Source organism: Caproiciproducens puteiluti (genome assembly GCF_052442865.1).
In the GTDB taxonomy this organism is placed as follows: Bacteria; Bacillota; Clostridia; order Oscillospirales; family Acutalibacteraceae; genus Caproiciproducens.
This window is the reverse complement of sequence record NZ_CP194790.1, coordinates 3,839,632-3,863,858: the sequence shown is the minus strand read 5'-3', so window position 1 is coordinate 3,863,858 and position 24,227 is coordinate 3,839,632. Positions and strand designations below refer to the sequence as shown.

The following is a 24,227-nucleotide window of genomic DNA, read 5'->3' as shown; positions in this document are numbered from 1 at the left end:
AAGTTACGCATGGTAATATTTTAAGAATTTCTTTTTAGGTGATATCTGGTTGATTTCTCAAAGGTGTAGCGCAAGCTACGCCTTTGAGAAGAATTATTATATGAAATGGAACTTATTATGAAAAGATTCTATTTAGTTGGATCGTTATTTGTCGTATTATTCATTTTTGGTTTTATTTATTTTCAAAGTAACAGATTAATTCCAGATGATAATCTTTATTATCACAGCAAGCCCCAGGATGCTCTTTCTGCTTATTTCGACAAGGGCAATGGGTTCGATTCGTACTTGATCATTAATCAGGAGCAAGTAAACGGTAATGAATTGCTGTTTATTGAAGCTGTTGCAAAGGCGTCTGGGATGAATACAAACTCGGAATCAAAAATAAAAGTTTTTACTGCGGCTATTCTTCATCGCGACACAAATGGGTTTTATATTACTAGAAGCATACCTTGTTATCGCTTGGATAATAATCCATTTACTAAAACCAGTGGGAATTTCACATTTGAAAATAAAAAAGTTCGCTATCAGGTTGGGCGAATCAATGATTTATCACAAGATTTCACCGAAGAATTCAAGGAAATGAAAGAGTATAATGACCATGTTTTCTTGTCCTATCAGGTGGATGATTTGACCTAGTATTTGGGGGTTGGTCATAGAATCACTTTCTTCACTATTGTCATTTCAAAACCATTAATAAATATAAAGAAAAAATTATGATAAAAGGCATCTAAAAGGAATATTTGTCTTGCGTATGTTCAGCGCGAAGGGAAAAACCGGCGGCGGAATAAAGACGGAACTCCTTTTCGAAAATTGGAATATATGAAAACAGCTATGGGCGCTTTGTGCGCTCATAGCTGTTTTTGTGTTCGTACCACTACGACCTCTTTTTTTGACGAACTTTATTTTTTATCCTGTTCAGTATACACAAAATGGAGTAAAATACAAATTCACTGATCAATATTAAAATAAATTGCAGGATGTCGGAATTGATCTTAAAAAAATAGTAGTTTAATGCTATTTCCATAATCAAACAAAATCCAAATATCAGCATGGAGAGGATTCCCAGCAGCAAAAGCCCCCGAAGCCGGGTTATCCTGTTCAGACAGTATATGTAAAGGGTTACCAGGTGAAGCCATATTACATATAACTGAATAAACATGCCCGCAAGGTAATGATACTGAGAGAACGCTTTATTGTAGATAGGATTTTTAAGGATTAAAAGCTCATGAGCCTTGTTTGAATAAATAATAAAGAATATATAAAGGATCACAGCGATTGAACCGGCACATGCGAGAATCACTTTACTGTATTTTTGGTTATTTTCTAACAATCGTCAATCTCCTATCTTTCAGCTTTTTAAATTCTGGCTGACAATTTTTTAAAAAATTTCTTTATTTCTACATGTGAACAGGGATTGCCGAAAATCCACAAGAGGTATGAAATGTGAAATTTATCTTTCTGTTAATATAACGATTGAAAGGAACTTTTGTAACACTTTTTTGAAATTTTTTTTGGCTTGCCATGATCTGCTCCGATAGAACTATCACCATGTCCGCTACCTGCAGATATCAGGAGAGCTGATAATAATATTAAAAAAGTTTTGGAAAAAAGTGTAACAAAACAAGGGTGTCAGTCGTTAATGTTGTAGAAGGAAAAATAAAAGCCGTTAAATGCATGGCGCGCGACACGCATTTAGAATAAATTAGCTGAAGAAAGAGATGATTCCGATGGGCAAGGTTTGGGGTGAAAAATTCCTCCATTCATTTCCGCTCAATACAAACAAACGATAAAATAAAGGAGAATGAAAACAATGAAACATAGCATGAAAAAAATAATCAGTTTAGTTCTTGTATTGGCAATGTCGCTCGCTATTTCTGTGCCGGGGTTTGCGGCTACTTCTCCGAAAGCAGAGAAAATAGACATTGATACGAAAATCTTAAATTCGGACATCCGAGAAACTTCTAAAAATAACATTATACCAATGGGAGCAAGTAAACCTACGCAAACCTGGAATTGGTCATCTGGAACATATTATGGAAGCGCGGACTTTAATACGGCCGTTTACAGCAATTATAATTTCCAGCCAAGTTCAAATGGTGAATTGTACGTAGATTTTTCTGGTTATTATACGAAAACAATTCCTTCAACAGACACAGGGCTGACAATTGAATGCATAAGCAGTAGCAATGGCAGTTATGTTTCTTGGCAAACAACTATTCCAAGTTCAAGTGGAAAAGTCACTGGCGGAGTGCGTTTTTATAACTTAAATACGAGTGATAAATATTTCTTCCGCATTTCTAAGCCATATCCAGACTATCCATTTCATTTAGATTTTAAAGTTTACAGATAGAGGAAAAAGCACAAATAAAAGCCAGTAATTGTTCTGTCTTCTGACTGGGATTACTGAATTTGGTAATCCCAGTCATTTCTAAATATTCATTTTATTGTGGTTAGTTTACTTTAAGACTCAAAGAGTGTTCATTATAGACATATAAAATCGGAGGAGTAAAATTTGGGGATATGGAAGAACGTCTATCGTTACTTTTTATCGACAGATAAATTATATTGGCTTTTAATGTTGCTTATCTCGGCATATGGACTTTTAATATTGAAAACAATACCGACACCGCCAGATAATTCCCGTAGCTATTTTACAACTCAATTTATTGCAATGGTGATTGGATATTCCGGAGCCATATTCATTACATTTTTAGACTATAAGGAAATAAGTAATTATTGGTATGTGGTGGCGGGCTTTTGCTTCTTCTTACTTATCTTTACTTTAAAATTCGGTAAACCAGTTACAGGGGCTGATGGAGTTAATGCGAGGGCATGGATAAGCGTACCGGTTATAGGTACCTTTCAGCCCAGCGAATTGACAAAGATTGGTTTTTTGATCTCTTTTTCAAAGCATTTAAATGAATTAAAGATACGCGGAAAGCTTTCGTCTTTTTTACACGTAATTCTTTTGGCGCTGCATGCCCTTATTCCGATTGCTCTCGTCCATTTACAAGGGGATGATGGAGCAGCTATCATATTTTTCTGTATGTTTCTGTTTATGGCGTTTGGAGCAGGGATTCCATTGAGATATTTCTTTGGGCTGGCATTATCATTATTCATTCTGGTACCGGTAGCTTGGAAATACATTATGTCGGATTATCAAAAAAGCCGTATATTAATTACCTACAATTTAGATTCGGATCCTCTTCATTACGGCTATCAGCAAATTCAGGCGAGGACATCCATTGGCAGCGGTGGACTTTGGGGACGTGGTCTGTTCCAAAGTCCGCGGGTAAACAATTGCTTAGTATCCGTACAGCAGAGTGATTTTATATTTTCTGCAATTGGAGAACAATTAGGCTTAATAGGTTGTTTAAGCGCGGTGCTTTTGCTTTTTTTATTTCTGTTACATACGCTGCGCATTGCGAAAAACACCAAAGATTTATTGGGCAGTTCAATCTGTATAGGATTTTTTGGAATGATTACTTCACAAATGCTTTTTAATTTAGGGATGTGTTTGGATTTGCTTCCTGTAATGGGAATTACTTTACCGTTCTTCAGCGCAGGAGGATCTTCTGCTGCCTGCTTATATTTTGGATTTGGATTGGTGCTCAGTGTTTACATGCATCACGATAGGTTTGATTATGGAGGCTTGGCCCTGAATACCAAATAATTTCAAAAAGTGATCACACCGATTCTGATAACAAAATTATAATAGGTCATATAGCCAAAAGGAGTATCAGAAGCATAATGGTAGATAAATATCTAAATATCATTTTTATGATTATTTGGGTTATCGTATTGGTTTTAACGAATATTATCGGCAGTTACTTTGAGAAAAAAGGAAATCATAAAATGGCCTCTATTACGAAAATCATCTACTGGATCATTTCTGCTGTATATATTTTATCATTAATAATAATATACAATCGAAAATAACAATAAAAGAGCCCAAGGAAGGTCTTTAAAAGTGGGAATAAAACAGTCAGATCACAAAACGGCACCATGAGTACAAAGTGTACTTAGGGCCGATTTTTATTTGTCCTCCTGTGGAATTATTTATAAAAAATTTTGGAAAAAAGTGTAACAAAACAAGGGTGTCAGTCGTTAATGTTGTAGGGAGAAAAAGAAAGGTGCCGTCATCCCGTAAAAGGAAGTGTTGTATGAAGAACACACGAAAGCGATCAACTGTAATAGAAATCCTTGGAATCGTTATCCTGGCCTTAGTCGTTTGCTTCCTTATAAAAAGTTCGCAGGGAAGAGTAACTACCTCCAGTTCCATACAAGTATATCCGGAGAATTCAAGAGCATCTGTTAGTTTACAGATGCATGAGATAGAACCTGTGGTCATTAAAAATGTTGTGGAAATCAACGGCAGGAAAAACAGGCTGCTCTGTACCTTTCAGGACCGGGAAAAAGCAATGCTGTCTGTGAAGAAGCGGGATAATGAATTATTGCAGCTGATGATGAAAAAATGGAAGCTGGACGAATTGAATTCATCCAACTGGAAGACTTATAAACATAATTTGATTCCATACACCGCCGGTCGCTTACCTGACGATTTGGGAGGAGATCAATATGAGAACCAGCGTCAGGAGATAGAGGGGTTCTTGGCCATCTATGAAGACGACGAAATCAACCAGAAAACGATAAAATATATTGGCCTAACTAATTTTCTGTTAGAAACGAGGCTCGTTCCGCAGGTATCTTTAGACCCTATCATTGCCAATTTTCCTTTTGATGCACCGATCGTGGAAGAAGCTCACTGATTTTTCTGAATTCGTGGCCCTGATCCTCCGCGCTGTCGGTGACTGGAAATACTGCCCGAAAAGGTCAGAGGAATAAACGGAAGGAGGGAATGAGTAAATCATGAAATTTACGAAACATTTTACCAGGCGGGAAGCAATACCGGGGGGCGTGATACTTTGCTGCCTTGTGCTCATGGCTGCCGTTTTCTTTTTCCCCGGCGACCCTCCGGAACAGGAAAACGCGCGGTACAGCGGAAAGAACGGCAGTGTTTGCGTACAGTTCACGCGTTACCGGGATTATGACGTCTTTTTGGAGAAGAAATCTCCCTATATCTGGATTTATAATTCAAGAGAGGAACTGAAGGATGTAAAAGGGTTTATTGTGGGAGAGGTATCCCTTGACGGCCACTGGGAAGATGTGTCGCGCTGCGATATTCAGCTTGTCAGGGGAAACGGGGAGTCTGCCGACACGATTGCGTTTGTTGATATACCTGATCGAAAAGTAAATCTGAATTTTCCTTTTACGATATACGACTATTACGATCCCGGGAGAAATCTTTACAAAACCGCAATTGTCCGGTTGGAAGAGAAAAATATTGAGATTCCTGTAAATCTTGAGTAAAAGGAAAGCCACTTGCGCCCGTCTACGCGGATATCACAAGATCAGTCTGGGGGAATGTGGGAATTGAAACGCATGGAAAAAATAATCGATCATCCGGCACTTCCGTTTATCGCTTCCGCGGCCGGCGCTTTTTGGATTTTGGCACCGTTTGACTGGTACGCTCTTAAGGTGGCCGCCATGGTCATATATTTTATGATACTGTCCCGGGACAGTATTGGAAAGCTGGTGCTCAGGATTACCGGAAAAAGCGACGGGGAGACGGAAAGCAGCTTTCAGCTGATCTGTCGGGCACTCTGGGGAGTTCCTCTTATTCTGGGCTTTCTTTTCAGACGGTATTATCTGTTCTTCGCAATCACGTCGTTTGTCGTCCTTTTCATCCCGGACGGCATTGAAATCGCCCGGGAAAGCAAAGCGCAGAATAAATTGATTATCCGGAAGGAACAGGGGATCAGCCTGCTGGTCATCGCCGCCTGTATTGCTTTCCTGGCCACCCTTATTCCCTTTAGCGGAGAATAGAGATATGAAGTATTTCGGAGGAATGCAGAAGTTGAAAAATGCAAAAGGGTATATCATTACTGGCGTTGGCTGTGTTATTTTTATCATTACGGCGTATTTGCCAAATGACAGATATGTTTTGAAGATCATAGGCCTGATCATCCTGAATCTGATCATATGGAGAGACAATATCGGAAGATTCCTGTCCAAGCATATCCCAAAAGATAATAAGTCGGAGAAATAATATTCCGCATGTTTTTCCGGGAAAATATTCCTCTCTTAATGTAAGGCCACGGATACCATAGGGCATCCGTGGCCTTGCTCTTACAATTTCCAGTTTTTGAATTAATTTCCTTTCCTATTTGTAAAATTGCGACCAAATTGTTATAATGACAATAACTTAATTCTTGTGAATAAGAAAGGGAATGAAAAGTGCTGATTATTATACAGGAAATTCAAAACGAGGCGGACCGAAGCCTCGTAGAGGAGCTTTACCGGAAGCACGGCAGCACCATGCTGTACATAGCACAGAGCATTTTGAAGGATCAGGCCCGCGCGGAAGACGCTGTTTCACAGGCTTTTATTAAAATTATTGACAATTTGCAAAAATTTCACTTTGAAAACTGTAACAAAACCAGGGGGTTAGTCGTTATCATAGTGAGACATATTTCTTACGATATGCTGAAAAGCGAAAAGCGCAGGCACAGTGTTCCGCTGGAGGAGCTGGAAACAGAAGTCCCCACGGCGGAGGACGACGCCCCGCTGGAATCGATCGTTTCCGCGGAGAGCTATCATTTTGTTATGGATTGCCTTTCCTGCCTGAACGAACGTTACAGGGATGTGTTAAGACTGAAGCTGATTTATGAGTATGAGGATGAAGAAATCGCAGAAATGCTGGCAATTTCTCAGGAAAATGTCCGCGTTCGGTTTCAGCGTGCCAGAAAGGCGCTTATGCAAGAGATGAGCAGGAGGGAGAAAGGCAATGAATGAATCGGAACTGAACGTCCGGCTGTTCGACACGCTTCTGAAAGCGGCGGCAGCGGAGGATTTTCGGCGTGAACTGGACGCTCTTCCGTCCGGGCAGGAGCTGAGCGGGGAGTACGCGCTCCCGGAACGGCTCACAAAAAGGATACGGGACCTTATTAAGGAAGGCGACCGCCGGAGCAGGCGGAAGAATTTTTTGCGGCTTGCGAAACGGGCGGCGGTCATTGCCGCCATCATTATCCCGATTTCCCTGGGAAGCCTGCTGAGCGTGGAAGCGAGCAGGAACGCCATTTTCAATTCCGTACTGGAGTGGAAAGCGGAGCATGTGGATATCTATTTTGAGGAAACGACGAGCGGCGCTCCCTCCGAAGAATCCCCTGCCGGGGAACAGCCGGAAGTCTGGGAGCCGCAGTATCTTCCGGAAGGATTTTTTATGGCGGAGGAAAAGAATGTCGGGCCCGTCCACATGACCACTTATGAAAACGGGAAGGGCGCTTCCGTGACCTTTACGCAGACGCCTTTGGATAAAGCGGGGAAAATGTCGATCGACTCCGAGCATACCACTTATCGTGAAATTACCATAAAAGGGGAAAAAGCGGTCCTGTTCGAGGCAAAAGGGGATCAGGACAGGTCCTATGTCCTTTGGCAGAGCAAAAAGACCAGCCTCGTGCTCAGCTCCACGATTTCAAAGGACGAACTGATCCGGATTGCCGAAAGTGCGGAGCAGCAATAAAATATTATAATATGGGGCGATAAAATGAAAAAGCTATTAAGTGCTGCACTGGTGTTGGTAATTGTTGCAACCGGTGTTACTGTGTATGCTTTAGGATACACAGGTAAAAGCCCTGTAAGCTCGGACGATTCAGAAAGATTAGATAAAATCGTAATGACACTTTTAATTCCTAAAATTCAAAAATCTGTTGATGATTTTTACGAACCGTATATATCTATTGAGCCGACAGTCGCTGCCTATTTGGGAGACTCTAAAATCACAAGTATTGTCGGAGATGTAGGCAGTTCAATTTATACCGTAACAGTCGAATTAGAGCCTTATGTTGGTCCACATATTTCTATCGGACGAGATAAAATGACATTTGAGATATCAGCAGATAGGACTGTCAACATGAAAAAATATGAGCATTTGAAAAGTTATGATTTACCTCAAAATCTTCAATCATTAATCAAAAAACCATTGCCATAAGTTGGAAGGAGAGGGCCGGAACTCTCTCCTTTACCAATTTTATCAGAACGCGCAGACAGACCCTAATTGCAAAGAGCGATTACGTAATGGTAGCAGCCGCCGGGAAAACGGCGGCTGCAGTCGGTTAACAGGGAACAAACAAAAATAAATTTAAAAAAATTTGAAAAAAGTGTAACAAAACACGGGGGGACGTCGTTAATGTTATAGAAGAAAAAATAAAAGATTTCAAATGCGCGCATTGAAAATAAATATTTAAGAAAAGAAGTGGTTCCGGTGGACCGGTAACGGGGTGAAAAATTCCTCCATTCATTTCCGCTCAAATTGAAACTATTGACAAAATGAAGGAGAATAAAATGATGAAACATAACATGAAAAAAATAATCAGCTTGGTTCTTGTTTTGGCAATGTCGTTCGCTATTTCTGTACCGGGGTTTGCGGCGGAGAAGGAGAGCACATCTCAGTTGAAAAACGAGGTCGTTCTTCAACGAAAGACCGGAACTGAGACAATTAAGCTGCCGACCGGAATTTCCGTGGCAGAACTTACCGAAATGAAGAACAATATTCAGAAGTACGGCAATCAGACGCTTTCTCAGGAAGAGATTGCCCACATCAACGCAAAAGCCGCCGCCAGCGGAGGCCTTGTATATGGGCCTTGGTTTGGTGGATATGATAGCTATTATGCAATGTCTCCTACAGAAACAATGCAATTTGCATTAGTTCTTAATACTATCATTAGTCCAATCCTAACTTGTTCTTATGGCGCTGCGTATACGGCTGCCTCTTACATTGCAGATTTAATTGGATATACACTTCCCGTACAACCTGGACAATGGATTGAAGCTGACAGACGAAAAAGTTATAGAGAAGTAAAATATTCCGATGGAACATTTGCATATTATCAAACAAAAATAGGCACTTCGTGTACATTGGACGATTCATATCTTGGTTATGGGGAAGCGATCATTTCCGGGGGTATGTGGTGACAAATGAAGATAACAACAGTTTTTTATTTAAATGCATTGCTTCTATAATTTTTATTGTTATATTATATTTGCCTTATGATATGTATATTGTAAGGTTTATTGGTATGATCATATTTACTGTTTTATATTGGAAAGATCAATTAAAAAAATTATTATTTAGGCATACAAAAAAAGATGATACACCAAAAGAGTAAAGTAACTTTATTCACGTAAAAAGGTGAATCAACGCAAAATCAACAACAGATAGGAAAGCACAAAGCTACGGGTACACATTCGTAGCTTTGTGCTTATGTTCCCCTTCAAAAATAAGGTTTCAGACTTAAGAAATTACTCATTATTAGAAAAAAGAATTTTAAATGTGTATAAAAACTGAGGAGAGGGGATGGTTTCTATGGGCTTTCTCGAAAAATTCCGCAATAAGCTGGTGCGCTTTTCATTCCCAATCATTGAGAGGTTTTACCTGTTTATAGCTTTGGCGTTGCTTGTGGCCGCGTGGTCAATTCCCAGAACCTACTGGCAAATCAGGGTGGTTTTATTTTGGCTCTGGTTTGTAACCAGTGAAGTCAATTCGGCAGGCATCATGGAACAAGACCATCTTCCCATGCAGCTTGGAAGCAGCCCTTTTTATCATCTTTACCGGTGTATCGATCGTTTTTTCTTCCTGTTCCTGCTTGTTCTTCTGGTGATTCTGCTGCTTCCGGAATTTCTGTGGCTGAAAGAAGGGATTCTCGGGGTGTTCATCGTGGCCGTGATCCTTCGTGCAATCGGAGACCGAAAATACCGCCCGAAAAAGCCGGATGAATAATTTCTTGTTTATTACAAAGCAGCCGCCGGGAAACCGGCGGCCGTAGGTTGTCATTTTGTTTGCAGCGAGGGCAGAAGGGGGGATCCCATGAAAGAAAAATTAAAATCAATTGATTGGAAAAAGTTCTTTCTAAATTGGTTTGTCTTTTTTCTTGTACTTGTTTTTGCATCAGATCCTGCCCTTTTTTCTACCGCTTTTTTTATAAGAGAGATGATTGGAAGTTGTATCATTTCTTTGGTAATCGTTTTCTTTCATTATAAGTCTATTGAAAAGGATCATTTATGAACTGGCCTATATCAATAAAAAGTTCTCATATAATAATAGCCTTTTAAAGTTAATTTGGTAACACTTAGCCCCGCGATTTTAAAGGACGAACGGATCCGGACTGCCAAAATTTCAGAGCAGCAAAAATAAATTTAAAAAAGTTTGAAAAAAAGTGTAACAAAACAGGGGGGTCCGTCGTTAATGTAGTAGAAGGAAAAATAAATGGAAAAGGAAGGTAATCTTTATGAAAACAAAACTGATGGCCCTTGTCACTGCCCTTGTTCTGCTGATTACGGTGAATGTCCCCGCGTTTGCTGCGGTAAAACCCGCTTCCTCTGATTCCGATATGCATATTATGTACACCAATACCGACAGCGCGTCGGCCTACCTCGACTTTTCCGGCACGCGGGCGGACTGTTCCGCAATCGTGGAGGGGAAAAGCGGCACGACCCAAATCACCGCGACCGTTTATCTGAAACGGGTGGTCGGGTCGACCAAAACAACCGTCAAGGCCTGGACGGGGCTAAGTACCAGCGGTGAGACTTTCTATTTCGACAATTCCTATTATGTTTCCAGCGGATATACCTATGAAGTCGAAATAAAAGCGAAAGTTTACCGCAACGGCACAGCCGAAAGCATCAGCGTTTCCTGTCAGGATTACTGTGGATAATCTTTTTCAATGCAGTCTTTCTCCTGTAGCATCCATCCCTACGGAAGGCATTCATAAGAAATGCCGCAATGATAACGCTTTCATTACCACACTTTCAATAGACCTTCCCATCAGGCGCCGTTTTTTGGGGGAAACGGCGCCTTTCGTTATGCTCTTTTCCGCCCGCGGCCGGAAGAGAAAGCCCGCTCAATAAAAAACCGAATCCGTTTCGGTAAACAGCGGATTATGTCTGATTTTGTTGCTTTTTTAGTTGGTCACAAAAAAATTGTTAAATTTAAATAAAAATAAATTGAAAAGATTTATGTGATTATTTGCATGTACCAAATTATTCTATTGAATTAAAAGGATTTTCTGTTATAATAAATTTACAGAATTTTACATTTGAAATCCACAATGAAAGAAGGCAGCCGGTTGAGAATCAGGAAGTACCTTACTGTTTTGCTGGCTGTCTTTTCCATATTGCCGATGGTTCTGGTGATGGTGTTCAGCATCCTCTTTTTTCAGAGCAACACTTCGCAGCTTTTACAGGCAAACGTGAAATCCACCGCTATGCAGACGGCCAACAACCTGGACCAGTTTTTCAGCCAGCGGAAAATGGCGCTGGAAGTAGCTTCCGACCTGCCGGGGGTGAAGGAGCTCCTGATTTCGTCCAACGCGGGGGAGTCGGACAGGGATCTGGAGCAGTACCGGACGATTACGGTGAACACCTTCAAAACGATGACCGACAAACAGACCATCAACGGGCAGGGCGACTCCAAGGGGAATTTTGTCAGGCGCTCCAGCCTGATTAACCGGAAAGGCGTCATCATCGCGTCCGACGACAGCCGGCTGATCGGAAAGCCGGCCTTTCTCAAGGTGGACATGCGGACCGTTCCGGCGTACGGGCTATATATTTCCGATATGATGCACGAACCGGATTTTATTGACGGCCAGAACTATTTTGTGATTGCCGTACCGATTTATAAGGACGGTGTCTACGAAGGCTCCATCCAGTCCTCCATCGACATGATTTACCTAGACCTTATCACCCGCCAGACCTTTATGGAAACAGGCCGGACCGTCATTCTGGATTCCGTGGGAAGCGTTGTCAGCGGAAACATACTGGGCGTTGGCCAGCGGATGGACAGCGCGGACCAGATCAAGCTGGAAGGGGATCTCAGCGGGAAAAGGCTCGAAAATATCGACCTGGACCAGAACCCCAACGGCGTTATCCGCTTTTGGGCGGGCGAAATGGAAAAATTCGGCTACTATTCCCGTGTTGCGGGGAAAAGCTGGATTATTTTGAGCGCGGTCGAGGCGAATGAGCTGGCGAGTCCGTTTCAGAGCATGTTAAAGGTTTATTTTGCGGCGCTTTTGGTGCTGGCGGCAGCGCTGATCAGCTGCGCCTACATGGCCGCCAACCGCTTTCTTAACCCGCTCAGGGATATGTCCGCGGAATTTGTCAGGGTGGAAAAAGGGGATTACCAGACCCGGCTGCCCGCCTGTTACAAAGGCGAGTTTGCCGAAATGGCATCCGCTTTTAACCATCTGATCGAAAAAATAAAGGAGGACACCGACGTGCTCAAGGTCAGCGAGGCGCGGTATGCGCTGATTATGGAAGAAACCAATCAGGTCGTTTTTGAATGGGACATCCGTCAGAACCACATTTATCATACCGTTTACTGGACAAATAAATTTGGTTTTTCCACCGCAGCACAGGTGCCCGGCTCTGATATCCCGAATTTTGAACAGGTCCACCCCGCCGACCAGGAGATCATGTCGCAGCTTTTCCGCAGGATCAGGGCCGGGGGCCAGCCCGGGCCGACCGACGTGCGGATGAAAAACGTCGACGGCAAATACATCTGGTGCACGGTAAACATCAAGATTCTGTACGACGAAAATAAAGAGCCTTACCGCGCGATCGGCTTGATCGTGGACACCGACCACCAGAAAAAAATGATCCAGAAGCTGGAAAGCAGGTCCAGAATGGATTTGCTGACGCAGCTTTACAACAAGGTGACCACCGAGTCCATGATTGAGGAGTGCCTGAAAAAATCGGAGAAAAGTACCCTTCACGGCCTGATTATCGTGGATATTGACAATTTTAAGGATATCAACGACACGCTGGGGCATATTTTCGGCGACGCGGTCCTGAAAAAGGTTTCTACAGACATCAAGCGGCTGTTCCGCGCGTCGGATATTGTGGGCCGCACCGGGGGCGACGAATTTATTATTTTTATCAGGGACATTGATTCGGCGGGCCTGCTCCGGGATAAGATGAACGATATCTGTGAAATTTTCCACTGCGCCTATACGGGTGCGGACGAGATGTATAAAATTTCGGCAAGCGTGGGCGGGGCGTTCTACCCGTACGGCGGCACAAGCTTTGAAGAGCTTTACCGCCACGCGGACGAGGCGCTGTACTGTTCCAAGAAAAGCGGAAAAGACAAGTGCAGCCTGTACGAAACAAGCGGCCTTCAGGCCGCGCTGTAGGCAGCGCATAGAAAGACAGAAGATACCGCCATGCTTTCCGGCAAGGCGGTATTTTGTATATTATCCATAGTTTAAATGTTGTTATAATAACAAATTTAGATAAACAACCAAAAAACAGAGTGAAACATTGTGGATTATAATTGCGATAAAAAATTAAAAAATAATGGTGCCTGCCGATAATTATAATGAGGAAGATACTGCGGCGAATGTCCGGCTCAGACCTGAATTTATTTGAGGAGTGAGTTTTTTGAAAAGCAGAGGGAAAATTCGGAAAAACAGTTTGGGTACTCTCTTGTCCGTGTTTTTTATCGGGACGCTGGCGATCGCTCTGGCCGTTGTCGTATCCATCAATTCCCTGTTTACGGGCTGGATTTTTGAGGATACCTATGAGGAGCAGAATCAAACCGCCATGCAGGGGCTGGACAATATCCTGTCCAATTATGAGGCAAACCTGAGGCAGGCGGGACAGGAGCTGTCCCAGGACGCCGATTTTCTGAACGCGGTGGCCGGCGGCAACCAGTACAGTATTGTGGAATCCATGAAAAACCGGGTGAAGGCCTACAACATCAGCTATGCCTTTCTGACGGACGCGCGGGGAAACCTGCTGTACTCCACAACCACCGATTTTGACCTTCCCGACTTTTCAAAGCTCAACCATGTGCAGGAAGCCATGAAAGGGAAGAGCGTGGTCGTAAACGAGGCGGTTTCCGGCAAGACGCTCAGCATCTGCTGCGGCACGCCGGTGCAGCGGTACGGGAACCTGATCGGCATGATTTCCACCGTACAGTCGCTGGAGGACCACAACGTCATTGACCAGCTCAAGCAGTACACGGGCTGTGACTTCGCGGTATTTTACGGGGACGAGCGGATCAACACCACCTTGATGAAGGACCAGAAGCGCCAGACTGGTACCAAAATGGACGCGGCCGTCGCGCAGAAGGTTCTGACCGGAAAGCAGAATTATACCGGAAAAATGGACGTGATGGGTACGTCCATGATGGTGAATTATGTCCCGATTCTGGGATTTGACGGAAAGGCGATCGGCGCGATGTTTACCGGAAAGAGCATTGCGGCGACGGAACAACGCTCCATGCAGACCGTAGCCGTTTCGATCGGAGCGGCGCTGGTGGTCATGGTGATCGCCACCGTGATTTTGGGCAGGATCGTCCGCAAGCGGGTCAAAAAGCCGCTCGGTCAGGTCGTGACGCTGGCCAACAACATGGAGCACGGGGAAATCGGCATCAGCAACAAGGACGCCGTAAAACTGACGGTCGACACAAAGGACGAGGTCGGTCAGGTGGCCGGGGCGCTTGAAAACACGCTCGGCAGTCTGCAGATGTATATCGGGGAAATTTCCGAGGTGCTGAACGCGGTTTCCAAAGGGGATCTGACGGTAAAGACCCAAATGCAGTATCTGGGCGACTTCTCCGAGATCAAGAGCGCGCTTGACCAGATCGTCGATTCGCTGAATGGGGTGTTTTCCGACATTGACCACGCGGCGGAATCCGTTTCCCTCCGTTCGGAGCAGATTTCGAGCGGGGCGGCGGCGCTTTCTCAGGGCGCTTCGGAACAGGCGGGCGCGACGGAACAGCTTTCCGCCACCATTTCCGAAATTTCCGGCCAGATACAGAAAACCGCGAAAAACGCGGCGGTCGCCAGCTCCATTGCGAAGGAATCCACCACGGCGGTGGAAAAGGGCAACCGCGATATCGAGCAGATGCTGTCCGCCATGAATGACATCCATTCGGCTTCGGCGGAAATCCGGAAGATCATCAAAACGATCGAGGACATTGCGTTCCAGACCAATATTCTGGCGCTGAACGCCGCCGTGGAAGCGGCAAGGGCCGGGGCGGCGGGCAAGGGTTTCTCCGTTGTTGCGGACGAAGTGCGGAATCTGGCAGGAAAGAGCGCGCAGGCCGCGGGCCAGACCGCAAAGCTGATCGAGAACACGATTTCGCTGGTCAACAACGGAATGACGGTTGCGAACTCCACCGCGGAGTCCTTCCAGCACATCAGGACCCGGACAAGCGAGTCCGCCGGGCTGATTTCGGAAATTTCAGAGGCGACCGGCGACGAAGCCGCCGCCGTGGAGCAGGTCACGCAGGGGATCGAACAGATCGCGCAGGTGGTACAGACGAACTCCGCGACGTCGGAGGAAAACGCGGCGGTCAGCCAGGACCTGTCCGCACAGGCCCGGCGTCTGCGCACGCTTGCGGCGAAATTCCGCCTGAGAGAAGGCGCGGCGAAAAAGGCCGGCGCGGTCGTCCAGCTGAAGGCCGCCCCACCGGAATCCAAGGGGACGGCTGAAAGCTTTCCCACGGTAGTTGAAAAATACGGCTGAAAGACATTTCCCAGAACGAAGGGGCCGCCATGCCGAGCATGGCGGCCCCTTCCGTTTGTATAGATTCCCGCTGTTTTGGCTCCCTCTTTGAGGGAGCTGGCAGGCGCAGCCTGACTGAGGGAGTCTGATAGAAATCCGGAAGCTTTTACTCCTTTCGACGCGCTGGGCGCGTATCGCCGCAATTCAACAGATAACTGTCTGAGAGCATCGCCGTAGGCGTTTGCCGACCGGCAGGTTCGCGTCGGAAGGAGTCTCCGCTTGCTTCATTGACGCATCGCCGCAAGTAGGTGTTGATCGTCAGCTTTGCCCTCAGGCCGGGCGGGCCCCTACTTTCGCTCTTGTACGAAAGTAGGCAAAGGACGCGCAGGGGGATTTTTAATTCCCGGCGGGAGGGTCCCATAAAATCCCCCTGCACCCCCAAGGTATCCCCAAAGTGTCTCTGTGAGATACGATACTGCTGCGGTTTTCATTGACGGGGGATACGGAAACGGGAATTAAACTTCCTGTGGGAGGGTGCCAAACCCTTGCCTCCCTCCGTGAGGGAGGTGGCGCACTTGGTGCGCCGGAAGGAGTCTCGGAGCATCCCGCTCACGATTTAAGGTAAAGCTGACAGGAAGCATCGCCGTAGGCGCATCCCGACCGGCAGGTCCGCTTGCCGACCGCATGGTCCAATAAAGGGCCGTCATGTTGAAACATGGCGGCCCGATTTTGAAAATTTTGGAAAATATTTGCAATTGATATTGCGTATCCCTGAAAAACGCGCTATAATCAACGTGTAAGGCACGAATAAAAAGTGCAAAGCAGGCGGAATGGTACGGGAATACCAACCGCCCTGCATACGGAGGACCAAGCTCCATACACAGCTGAATACTCAGCGCTCTGCGGTTACTATTATACCGCCTGTTTTTCATTTTGTACAGGGGGTATCTTAGGTTCGCGGCACTTTGATGACGTTGTATATGGAAAAATTTCCTGTACGGCGTTTTTTGTGCCTTGCGGACAAAAAAGGCGGCGGACCCGCATTCCGGGAAAGTGTCCCCCTGGTTTGCGCGGCCCGCCGTCTTTTGCATTTAAAAAAAATTAATTTTCCTGCTCTGTAAGGAACAGCCTTACAGAATGGGGGGATTTTCCGGATTATAATACGGTCCGGCGGGGGGAACCAGCCCCAGCTCTGCCGGGTCGATCTGATGGGTCTGGATCGCGCGGTCGCGCAGGAAAATATAAAGCTCCGCCATGGTAGCCTGATAATAGGGATTCACAAATAAAATCCCCACGCCGAAGCAGATGGCCCCGAGCAGGTACCACCCGATAAAGGAAAGGCCCAGCACGAAAATCGCACCCTTTTCGCCGTTTGTCAGGATGCGGCTGAGCTCCCTTGCGCGGCTGCCCGTCAGGTTGGGGTTATCCGCAAGGAGATACTTCACCATGGAATATTCCAGCTGTTTGATGATGCCGGGAATAATCAGCAGAAGATACCAGAGCCCAATAAAGATTTCCGTAACGAGCATGGCGGCGGCGCTGTTGACGTAGCCGTAGCGGAAGCTGCTGAACAGCGTGCCGAAATCCGACGCGCCGAAATGGTTGTGCACGTAATACCGGCTTTCACCGATAGTGACCGGCAGAGCAACGAAGACATAATAAAGAAAGCCGATCAGGGCAATCAGGATCGCGGACAGGCTGAGCACTATGGCCATAACGGACGCGATTCCTTCGTTCCACGGCAGGTTGTCAAAGCTGACCGTGAACCGTCTTGTCGACCATGAAAATCCTTCAATAATAGCCGCGGCAAGCAGCGATACGCCGAATGCGGTCCAGTACCGTCCTCCCAGCGCAATTTTTGCATTGGATTTCAGAATCCCTCTGTCCCACATAACAATGGCTCCCTTCATTCGTCAAAAATATTCCGCCGTCTTTCCACACGGCATCGGAAACAGGTTCCCGTATCGTAAGATGCCCCGGAAAAAGCTGCGGCGGAATCCATGCCTTTTTGATTATATGTTTTAAATCGTGAAATTAGTCAATCGGATCGTCGTTCCACGCATACATTTTGCGAAGCTCTTTGCCGACTTCCTCCAGCTGATGGCTTGCGCCGATGCGGCGGCAGGCGTTGAAGTGCGAGCGGCCGTTCTTGTTTTCCGCAATCCACTTGGAAGCGAAGGTACCGTCCTGAATTTCGCCGAGGACCTTCTTCATTTCCTTCTTGGTCTCGTCGGTGATCAGGCGCTTGCCGGTCTCGTAGTCGCCGAACTCCGCGGTGTCGCTGATGGAGTAGCGCATCAGGCCGAAGCCGCCGCGGTAGATCAGGTCAACGATCAGCTTCATTTCATGGATGCACTCGAAGTAGGCGTTTTCCGGAGCGTAGCCCGCTTCCACAAGGGTTTCAAAGCCGGCCTGCATCAGGGCGGTCACGCCGCCGCAAAGCACGCACTGTTCGCCGAACAGGTCGGTTTCAGTCTCGATTTTGAAGGTGGTCTCCATGATGGCGGCTCTCGCTGCGCCGAGCCCCGCGCCGTAGGCAAGGCCGATGTCCTGCGCGTGGCCGGTGTAGTCCTGCTCGACGGCGATCAGGCAGGGAACGCCCTTGCCGGCGACAAACTCGCTGCGGACGGTGTGGCCCGGGCCCTTCGGGGCGATCATGAATACGTCGACATCCTTCGGCGGCTTGATCTGGCCGTAGTGAATGTTAAAGCCATGGGCAAACGCAAGCGCTTTTCCCTCCGTAAGGTAAGGGGCAATGTCCTTCTTATACATATCCGCCTGGCGCTCATCGGGAATTAAAATCATAATAATGTCCGCGGCTTTGGTGGCCTCCGGGACACTCAAAACCTTCAAACCGGCAGCCTCGGCTTTTTCCTTGCTCTTGCTGCCTTCATACAGGCCGACCACTACATTGACTCCGCTGTCGTGCAGGTTCAGCGCATGGGCGTGGCCCTGGCTGCCGTAGCCGATAATAGCGACGGTTTTACCTTTGAGCAGATTGATGTCGCAATCTGCCTGATAATAGATTTTTGGCATGATAAATTCCTCCTTGCCTGATGGCAAAATATTAACGAAACACTTAGACGGCGCTGCCGCATAAGGGTTGGTTGGCTTGGGTCAGCTGTTCTGTTTGCGGGCGGTGGTGGGGCCTTTTTCAATGGCCAGGGTGCCCGCGCGGACGATTTCCTTAATGCCGTAGGGCTTTAAAAGGCTGATGAGCGTCTGGGTGCGCTCGTCGTTGTCCGTCAGCTGGATAGTCAGTGAGGTGGTGGCCACATCCACGATCTGGGCGTGCATCAGCTCGACGATTTTCATAATTTCGGCGCGCTGCTTTGTCGGGCAGTTTACCTTGATCAGCGACAGCTCGCAGCTGATGAACAGGTCGGGCTGCAGCACCTTGACCTTGATGACGGGAATCAGCTTGTTGAGCTGCTTTTCCACCTGCTCCACAATATATTCGTCGCCGTTCACCACAATGGTAATGCGGGAAATGGCGGGGTCCTCGGTAATGCCGACGGCTAAACTGTCAATGTTGAAGCCGCGGCGGGAAAACAGGCCGGACACCTTTGAGAGGACGCCGGGCTGGTTTTCAACTAAAATCGAAAGGGTGTATTTCATTTTCCTGCCCTCCCTATATCGTGGGCGCGTCGGGGTTGACCCGGCACACCAGGATAAAAGCCCTGTCGGACGCGAACATTTCTTTGGCCAGGCGCTCCGCTTCCCCGTTGGAGGTGGCCAGCGCCGCGGGAATGCCGTAAGCTTCCGCGATCTTCACGAAATCAGGGTTGCCCTGCAGCAGGGTCATCGCGTAGCGGCTGCCGTATTTGTTGTCCTGTATTTCCTTCACCATGCCCAGTCGGTCGTTCTGCATCACGATCATCTTGATGTTGACGTCGTTCTGGCAAAGCGTGCCCAGCTCGCACATGGCCATCTGGAAGGAACCGTCTCCGCAGATGCACAGCACCTGCCGGCGGGGCTTGGCCAGCTTTGCGCCGATAGCGGCGGGGAGCGCGTAGCCCATGGTCCCCAGCCCGCCGGAGGTCAGGAACCGGCCTTCCTTTACATTGAAATTGCGCGCGGCCCAAATCTGGTTCTGGCCGACGTCGGCGGTCAAAATCGCGTCCTCCTCCATCAGCGAGGAAAGTACGCGCATAAAGGAGCGGGGCTCCACAAAACCGCTGCTGTTGTCCGGTTCTCCGCCCGGAACGAATTCTTTTTTATACCGCAGTACGGCGTCGATCCACTCCTTCGGAACGGAAACGACGCTCTGCTCGATGAAATCGCGCAGTACCAGCCGGATGTCGCCGACGATGGGGATATGGGCGGTCACATTTTTGCCGATTTCGGCGGGGTCGATATCGATATGGATAATGGTTGCCTTTTCTCCCATCTGCTCCGGCGCGGACACCGCCCGGTCGCCGACCCTCGCGCCGCAGAGGATGATCAAATCGGCCTCATGCATGGCGCGGTTGGCGTTTTTGTGGCCGTGGATCCCGATCATGCCGAGATACAGCGGGCTGTCCATGGGAACCACGCCGATGCCCATCATGGTGGAAACCACCGGGATTCCGCTGCTTTGCGCAAAGGCGACCAGCTCGTCCCGTGCCCCGGCAAGCACGACACCGCCGCCGCAGACAAGGACGGGGCGCTTCGCTTCGGCCATGGCGGCGAGCGCCTTTTTGACCTGCATGGCATGTCCCGTGGTGCGGGGCTTGTACCCGATGATGTTCGCCTTCTGCGGGTAGACGAATTCCGGTACCTCTTCCATCTGAATATCCACCGGAACGTCGATCAAAACCGGTCCCGGGCGGCCGGTGGAAGCGATATGAAAGGCTTCCTTGAAAATCCGCGGAAGGTCCGCGGCGCTTTTCACCAGATAGGAATGCTTGGTGAACGGCTCGCAGGCGCCGGTGATGTCCGCTTCCTGGAACACGTCGCGGCCCAGAAGCTCGGAGCTGACCTGCCCCGTGATGACGATCAGCGGGATGGAATCCATATAGGCCGTCGCGATGCCGGTAATCAGGTTGGTCGCGCCCGGCCCGCTGGTCGCGACGCAGACGCCGGGTTTCCCGCTTGCGCGGGCGTAGCCGCTCGCCTCATGGGCGGCGTTCTGCTCCTCGCGCACCAGAACGTTTTTGATCGGCGAGCGATATAGGTAATCCAGGAAGGGACAGATCGCTGCTCCGGGATATCCGAAGGCGATCTGCACGTTTTCGTTTTTTAGGCATTCCGCCATCATTTCTGCTCCGCTTATCAAAAACAGTCACCTCTTATAATTGATTCGTTCCGGCGGCTCCAATGGGAATCGGGCACCGGACCTGCCGGTCGGGAAGCGGACCATGCGGTCGGCACGCGCCTTCGGCGATGCTCTCCTGAGAGCAAGGGCAGGCATACGCAGACTCAGTCAGGCCATGCCTGCCCGGCCTGAGGGCAGACCATACGGTTGGGAAACTTCCCCCGGCGCGCCGCCGGATGTGTTTCTAATTATTATATGTTTTTTACCGTTATGAGTCAAGGCATTTTAACGGTTTAAATGGATAAATTACCGTTCTTTCTTTTTCAGCACGGAAATCCCGCTCTTTTTATTGGGATGCTTCGCAACGGTGCGGTACAGCAGGTAGCCCCCGACGCTCAGTACGCCGGTCGCCGCAAAGAGGACGGCGGCCTGTGTGTAATTGCCGCTGAAGAGCGCCCAGCCCCCGAAGGAACAGGCCAGCAGGGACGGAATGCGCGCAAGGGTGGAGATCAGCAGGAATTTGCCGAAATCCTGCGGCACAAGTCCGGCGGAAAACACGAACAGGCGCTTGGGCATTCCGGGAATCAGGAAAACGATCCAGTAAAAGGTATCGCGCGATTTGGGGCTGCGCAGGTAACGGATGTGTTTCCGCTGGGCGGGGGTGAAGAACAGGCCGATCAGCCGGTGGCCGAATATCCGGGTGAAATAAAAGATGATGGTGGTGGAGATCACCACCGAGCAGAGGGTCAGCAGGCTGCCCTGCACCCGCCCGAAGGCGTAGCCGCCCGCGATGGTCGTCAGTTCCAGCGGGATGGGGAGAAAGCCCTGCAGAATCTGGATGCCCAGGAACGCGGCGCGGCCCATCGCGCCCCGGCTGCGGATAAAGCTCTCAAACCGGCCGGGATCCCGGAGCAGCGACAGAAGCGGTCTGCACAGAACGACCGTGAGCCAGAGGAACAGCCCCGTGGCCGCGAGAAGCACAGCCCCGCCCAGAAGCCGGTCGCGGAGCGTCGGACCCGCCGTTTCCGGCAGGTCGGCGGCGGTTATTTCCGGCGGGGGGCCGGTTTTTTTCTTTTTTGACCCCGTTCGAAGAATCGTCACCCGGCATAGCCTCGTTTCATGGGTTCTATGGAATAGTATACCACAAAAATGTTCCCGTATGGTAAATAGATACGCACCTCCTGCCCTCTCCTGTTTTATGAAAACTGCTTATTTTCGCTTTGTATAAAATGGGATGGGTTACATCATTTCCAGTTGATTCTGCAACAAGTTTGCGTTTTGTCCCGCAAACTGAAATGGAATTGCCGTAGGGGTGGAAAAAAACACTGGAAGCGATAAAAAAGCATGAAGGACGGAACCCCGCGCTTCATGCTTTCCTTTTCAGCTGTTATTCCTGTTTCAGGATGCGTTTCCGGGAGCACGGTGCTCCACACGGTCAAGGACCCGGATCAGCACGACCGCGACAACGGCGGTGATGACCGCTTCGGGAAGCATGTAGCTGCCGTTGTAGGTTAAGGAATAAATCCAGACCGGCGTGCCCTCCGGCGCGTAGCTGCCCCAAATCAGGATGCCGGACAAAAAGCTGCAGAGAAACCGCAGGAACGCAACGGCAACGGAACCGACGGCGACGCTGGCGGCCCTGCTTTTAAACGGCTTGCCGAAGAAGGCGGCGGTGCCCAGAACGGTGAACGCCAGTACATAGTCCAGCAGAACGACGGCGACGAACGCCCCGAAGGTGTTTGCCGGCGGCGCGTTGAACTGGATAATCATCTGCAGCAGGCTGTGCGCAAACGCGGTGGAAATGCCCCACTTCAGGCCGTGCCGGTAAGAGACCAGCACCAGCGGGACCATGCTCGCGCAGGTAACGGCGCCGCCCTGCGGCAGCTCAAAAATCTTGAACATGCTCAGTACGGTGGACATTGCGATCATCAGCGCGCATTCCACAAGGATAACGGTCGTGTTCTTTTTCATAAAATACCCTCCAGTCAATTATATGGAACTGAAATTGAAAAATTACCTGAGGGAAAATAAAAACGCCCTGTGATGCCACAGAGCGTTAAAAATCATCTTTTCCTACGCTGGCATTATCCAGATCAGGTTTAAGGGACATAAACGTCAGTTCGCTTCATCTCAGCCGAGGTTACTCAGCGCCCCTGTATATTCAGTTCTTATGTTCAGCATACCTTAACAATTCCGGTTTGTCAAGGGGATTTCCGTCGGATTCAGGAATCTTTCAGAAGCATGCCTCTCAGCTCGTCGATATCGCGGGCAAAAACTTTGCCGCCCTGTGCCTGCATGTCCTCCTGGGTGCCGAAGCCGTACAGAACGCCGATGAAGTTGGTGCCGGAATTCCGGGCGCCTACCGTATCGTAAACCGTGTCGCCGATCATGACGGCGCGGTCCGGCTTCACATGACAGGCGTCCAGACAGGAGTTGATCAGGACGCTCTTGTCGCCGCTGCGTTCCGAATCGTCCGGGCCGGAAACATGGGCGAAATATTTTGTCATGTCAAAATAGTCCAGCACGCGGCTGGTGATTCTGGCTGGCTTGGTGGTGGCAACGGCAAGCGTGGCGCCGTTTGCCCGCAGCTCCTCCAGGAAATCGATCATGCCGGGGTAGGGCTTGTTTTGGAACGCTCCGGAGACCTCGTATACTTCGCGGTAATTTTTGACCGCCTGCGCAGTCTGCTCCTGTGTCAGTCCGCAGTAATGGACAAAGCTGTGCCACTGCGGCGGGCCGATGAATTTGCGCAGGATGGAAATGTCGGGCACCGGCTGTCCCATTTTTTCAAGGGCATATTTTACCGAGCTGGTAATGCCAGGTTCGGAATTGGTCAGTGTGCCGTCCAGGTCAAAAATAATCAGATCATAAATCGGTTTCATCGTTATACCGCCTTACTTGTTTTTTCTTGCTTCCGCTTTGGCGGCGAAGCTTTCCTTTTTCACGCTGACGCGCTCGTGGGTCCCGGTCGCGATCAGGCCCGCGTTGTCGTAGGCTTCGAGCTGAAACCGGTAGACCCTGCCTTCCGCTTCGGTCAGTTCCGCGCTGACCGTTACCTTGCAGCCCGGCGCCGTAGGGTTCAGGTGGTTCACCGTGATGACGGAGCCGACGGTGGTGTAGATATCCTCAAGATATGTCTGGGCCAGCTGCGCCGCCGTACCCTCAAAAAAAGCGGCGACCATCGGGGTAGCAAGAACACGAACGCTGCCGCTGCCGATATTCACCGCGAGCATATCCTCGGTAACCGTGTATTCGCGGGTCAATTTTGTCTCTTTCATTGAAATTACCTCCTGTACCATGATATAATAAAAAATAAGCGGTTTCATCAGGGCCCGCTTCCGTGCGGCCTGAAAACAGGGCGCACGACATTGTCTATATTATAACATGATCCTGGGGATTTATAAATATAGAACTTTCAGCGGTTATC

24 protein-coding genes and 1 riboswitch are annotated in these 24,227 nt (G+C 48.4%); of the genes, 16 read left to right on the top strand and 8 right to left on the bottom strand.

Translation table 11 applies throughout. The features are described 5' to 3' along the window. The first annotated feature begins 105 nt into the window (after positions 1-105). The 16 genes from ACRQU7_RS18690 (at position 106) to ACRQU7_RS18615 (ending at position 15,585) form a co-directional block, all read left to right on the top strand. Positions 106-636 (top strand): hypothetical protein, encoded by a 531-nt coding sequence (locus tag ACRQU7_RS18690; RefSeq protein ID WP_444642611.1) that lies wholly within the window; start codon positions 106-108, stop codon positions 634-636. A gap of 1,174 nt (positions 637-1,810) precedes the next feature. Further along, the gene (locus tag ACRQU7_RS18685) at positions 1,811-2,350 is read left to right on the top strand and encodes a hypothetical protein (protein WP_444642609.1); all 540 of its coding nucleotides are present in this window, start codon (positions 1,811-1,813) and stop codon (positions 2,348-2,350) included. Positions 2,351-2,512: 162 nt separating this feature from the next. After that, positions 2,513-3,673, top strand: a complete 1,161-nt coding sequence (locus ACRQU7_RS18680; RefSeq protein WP_444642607.1) for an FtsW/RodA/SpoVE family cell cycle protein — start codon at positions 2,513-2,515, stop codon at positions 3,671-3,673. 490 nt (positions 3,674-4,163) lie between these two features. After that, positions 4,164-4,769: a hypothetical protein gene (locus tag ACRQU7_RS18675; protein WP_444642605.1), complete on the top strand. Its 606-nt coding sequence runs from the start codon at positions 4,164-4,166 to the stop codon at positions 4,767-4,769. A gap of 100 nt (positions 4,770-4,869) precedes the next feature. After that, positions 4,870-5,370: a hypothetical protein gene (locus tag ACRQU7_RS18670; RefSeq protein WP_444642603.1), complete on the top strand. Its 501-nt coding sequence runs from the start codon at positions 4,870-4,872 to the stop codon at positions 5,368-5,370. 72 nt (positions 5,371-5,442) lie between these two features. Then, positions 5,443-5,886: a hypothetical protein gene (locus ACRQU7_RS18665; RefSeq protein ID WP_444642601.1), complete on the top strand. Its 444-nt coding sequence runs from the start codon at positions 5,443-5,445 to the stop codon at positions 5,884-5,886. A 4-nt stretch (positions 5,887-5,890) separates the two neighbouring features. Beyond that, positions 5,891-6,109: a hypothetical protein gene (locus ACRQU7_RS18660; RefSeq protein ID WP_444642599.1), complete on the top strand. Its 219-nt coding sequence runs from the start codon at positions 5,891-5,893 to the stop codon at positions 6,107-6,109. Between the two features lie 188 nt (positions 6,110-6,297). Beyond that, on the top strand, positions 6,298-6,855 hold the full coding sequence (locus tag ACRQU7_RS18655) for an RNA polymerase sigma factor (protein ID WP_243122533.1): 558 nt from the start codon (positions 6,298-6,300) through the stop codon (positions 6,853-6,855). Further along, positions 6,848-7,582 (top strand): DUF4367 domain-containing protein, encoded by a 735-nt coding sequence (locus ACRQU7_RS18650; protein ID WP_444642597.1) that lies wholly within the window; start codon positions 6,848-6,850, stop codon positions 7,580-7,582. The genes ACRQU7_RS18655 and ACRQU7_RS18650 overlap by 8 nt, the downstream gene beginning before the upstream one ends. A gap of 24 nt (positions 7,583-7,606) precedes the next feature. Further along, positions 7,607-8,050, top strand: coding sequence for a DUF3888 domain-containing protein (locus ACRQU7_RS18645; protein ID WP_444642595.1), 444 nt, complete (start codon positions 7,607-7,609; stop codon positions 8,048-8,050). A 353-nt stretch (positions 8,051-8,403) separates the two neighbouring features. Further along, positions 8,404-9,033 (top strand): hypothetical protein, encoded by a 630-nt coding sequence (locus ACRQU7_RS18640; protein ID WP_444642593.1) that lies wholly within the window; start codon positions 8,404-8,406, stop codon positions 9,031-9,033. Positions 9,034-9,424: 391 nt separating this feature from the next. Next, positions 9,425-9,838, top strand: a complete 414-nt coding sequence (locus tag ACRQU7_RS18635; protein ID WP_444642591.1) for a hypothetical protein — start codon at positions 9,425-9,427, stop codon at positions 9,836-9,838. 87 nt (positions 9,839-9,925) lie between these two features. Beyond that, entirely contained in the window at positions 9,926-10,123 is a 198-nt protein-coding gene (locus tag ACRQU7_RS18630; RefSeq protein ID WP_141826665.1) for a hypothetical protein, read from the top strand. A 223-nt stretch (positions 10,124-10,346) separates the two neighbouring features. Beyond that, positions 10,347-10,772, top strand: coding sequence for a hypothetical protein (locus ACRQU7_RS18625; RefSeq protein WP_444642588.1), 426 nt, complete (start codon positions 10,347-10,349; stop codon positions 10,770-10,772). Positions 10,773-11,183: 411 nt separating this feature from the next. Further along, a complete protein-coding gene (locus ACRQU7_RS18620) occupies positions 11,184-13,244 on the top strand; it encodes a diguanylate cyclase (RefSeq protein WP_444642586.1) in 2,061 nt (686 codons plus the stop codon). Between the two features lie 247 nt (positions 13,245-13,491). Beyond that, the gene (locus ACRQU7_RS18615; RefSeq protein WP_444642584.1) at positions 13,492-15,585 is read left to right on the top strand and encodes a methyl-accepting chemotaxis protein; all 2,094 of its coding nucleotides are present in this window, start codon (positions 13,492-13,494) and stop codon (positions 15,583-15,585) included. 1,109 nt (positions 15,586-16,694) lie between these two features. On the opposite strand, the gene ACRQU7_RS18610 is transcribed toward ACRQU7_RS18615, so the two are convergent. The 8 genes from ACRQU7_RS18610 to ACRQU7_RS18575 form a co-directional block, all read right to left on the bottom strand. Then, entirely contained in the window at positions 16,695-17,456 is a 762-nt protein-coding gene (locus ACRQU7_RS18610) for a DUF975 family protein (RefSeq protein ID WP_141826661.1), read from the bottom strand. Positions 17,457-17,598: 142 nt separating this feature from the next. Continuing rightward, positions 17,599-18,600 carry a ketol-acid reductoisomerase gene (gene ilvC, locus ACRQU7_RS18605; protein ID WP_038326166.1) on the bottom strand — a complete coding sequence of 334 codons (1,002 nt, stop codon included), beginning with the start codon at positions 18,598-18,600 and terminating at the stop codon, positions 17,599-17,601. A gap of 81 nt (positions 18,601-18,681) precedes the next feature. Next, positions 18,682-19,182: an acetolactate synthase small subunit gene (gene ilvN / locus ACRQU7_RS18600; RefSeq protein WP_038326165.1), complete on the bottom strand. Its 501-nt coding sequence runs from the start codon at positions 19,180-19,182 to the stop codon at positions 18,682-18,684. 13 nt (positions 19,183-19,195) lie between these two features. Then, the gene (ilvB, locus tag ACRQU7_RS18595; RefSeq protein ID WP_444642581.1) at positions 19,196-20,821 is read right to left on the bottom strand and encodes a biosynthetic-type acetolactate synthase large subunit; all 1,626 of its coding nucleotides are present in this window, start codon (positions 20,819-20,821) and stop codon (positions 19,196-19,198) included. A 285-nt stretch (positions 20,822-21,106) separates the two neighbouring features. After that, positions 21,107-21,901 (bottom strand): TVP38/TMEM64 family protein, encoded by a 795-nt coding sequence (locus ACRQU7_RS18590; protein ID WP_444642579.1) that lies wholly within the window; start codon positions 21,899-21,901, stop codon positions 21,107-21,109. Positions 21,902-22,198: 297 nt separating this feature from the next. Further along, positions 22,199-22,771, bottom strand: a complete 573-nt coding sequence (thiT, locus tag ACRQU7_RS18585) for an energy-coupled thiamine transporter ThiT (RefSeq protein ID WP_141826658.1) — start codon at positions 22,769-22,771, stop codon at positions 22,199-22,201. An 81-nt stretch (positions 22,772-22,852) separates the two neighbouring features. Further along, positions 22,853-22,965, bottom strand: a riboswitch (TPP riboswitch). Between the two features lie 57 nt (positions 22,966-23,022). After that, positions 23,023-23,682 carry an HAD hydrolase-like protein gene (locus tag ACRQU7_RS18580; RefSeq protein WP_444642577.1) on the bottom strand — a complete coding sequence of 220 codons (660 nt, stop codon included), beginning with the start codon at positions 23,680-23,682 and terminating at the stop codon, positions 23,023-23,025. Between the two features lie 12 nt (positions 23,683-23,694). Further along, on the bottom strand, positions 23,695-24,078 hold the full coding sequence (locus ACRQU7_RS18575; RefSeq protein ID WP_444642575.1) for a thioesterase family protein: 384 nt from the start codon (positions 24,076-24,078) through the stop codon (positions 23,695-23,697). Positions 24,079-24,227 lie beyond the last annotated feature (149 nt).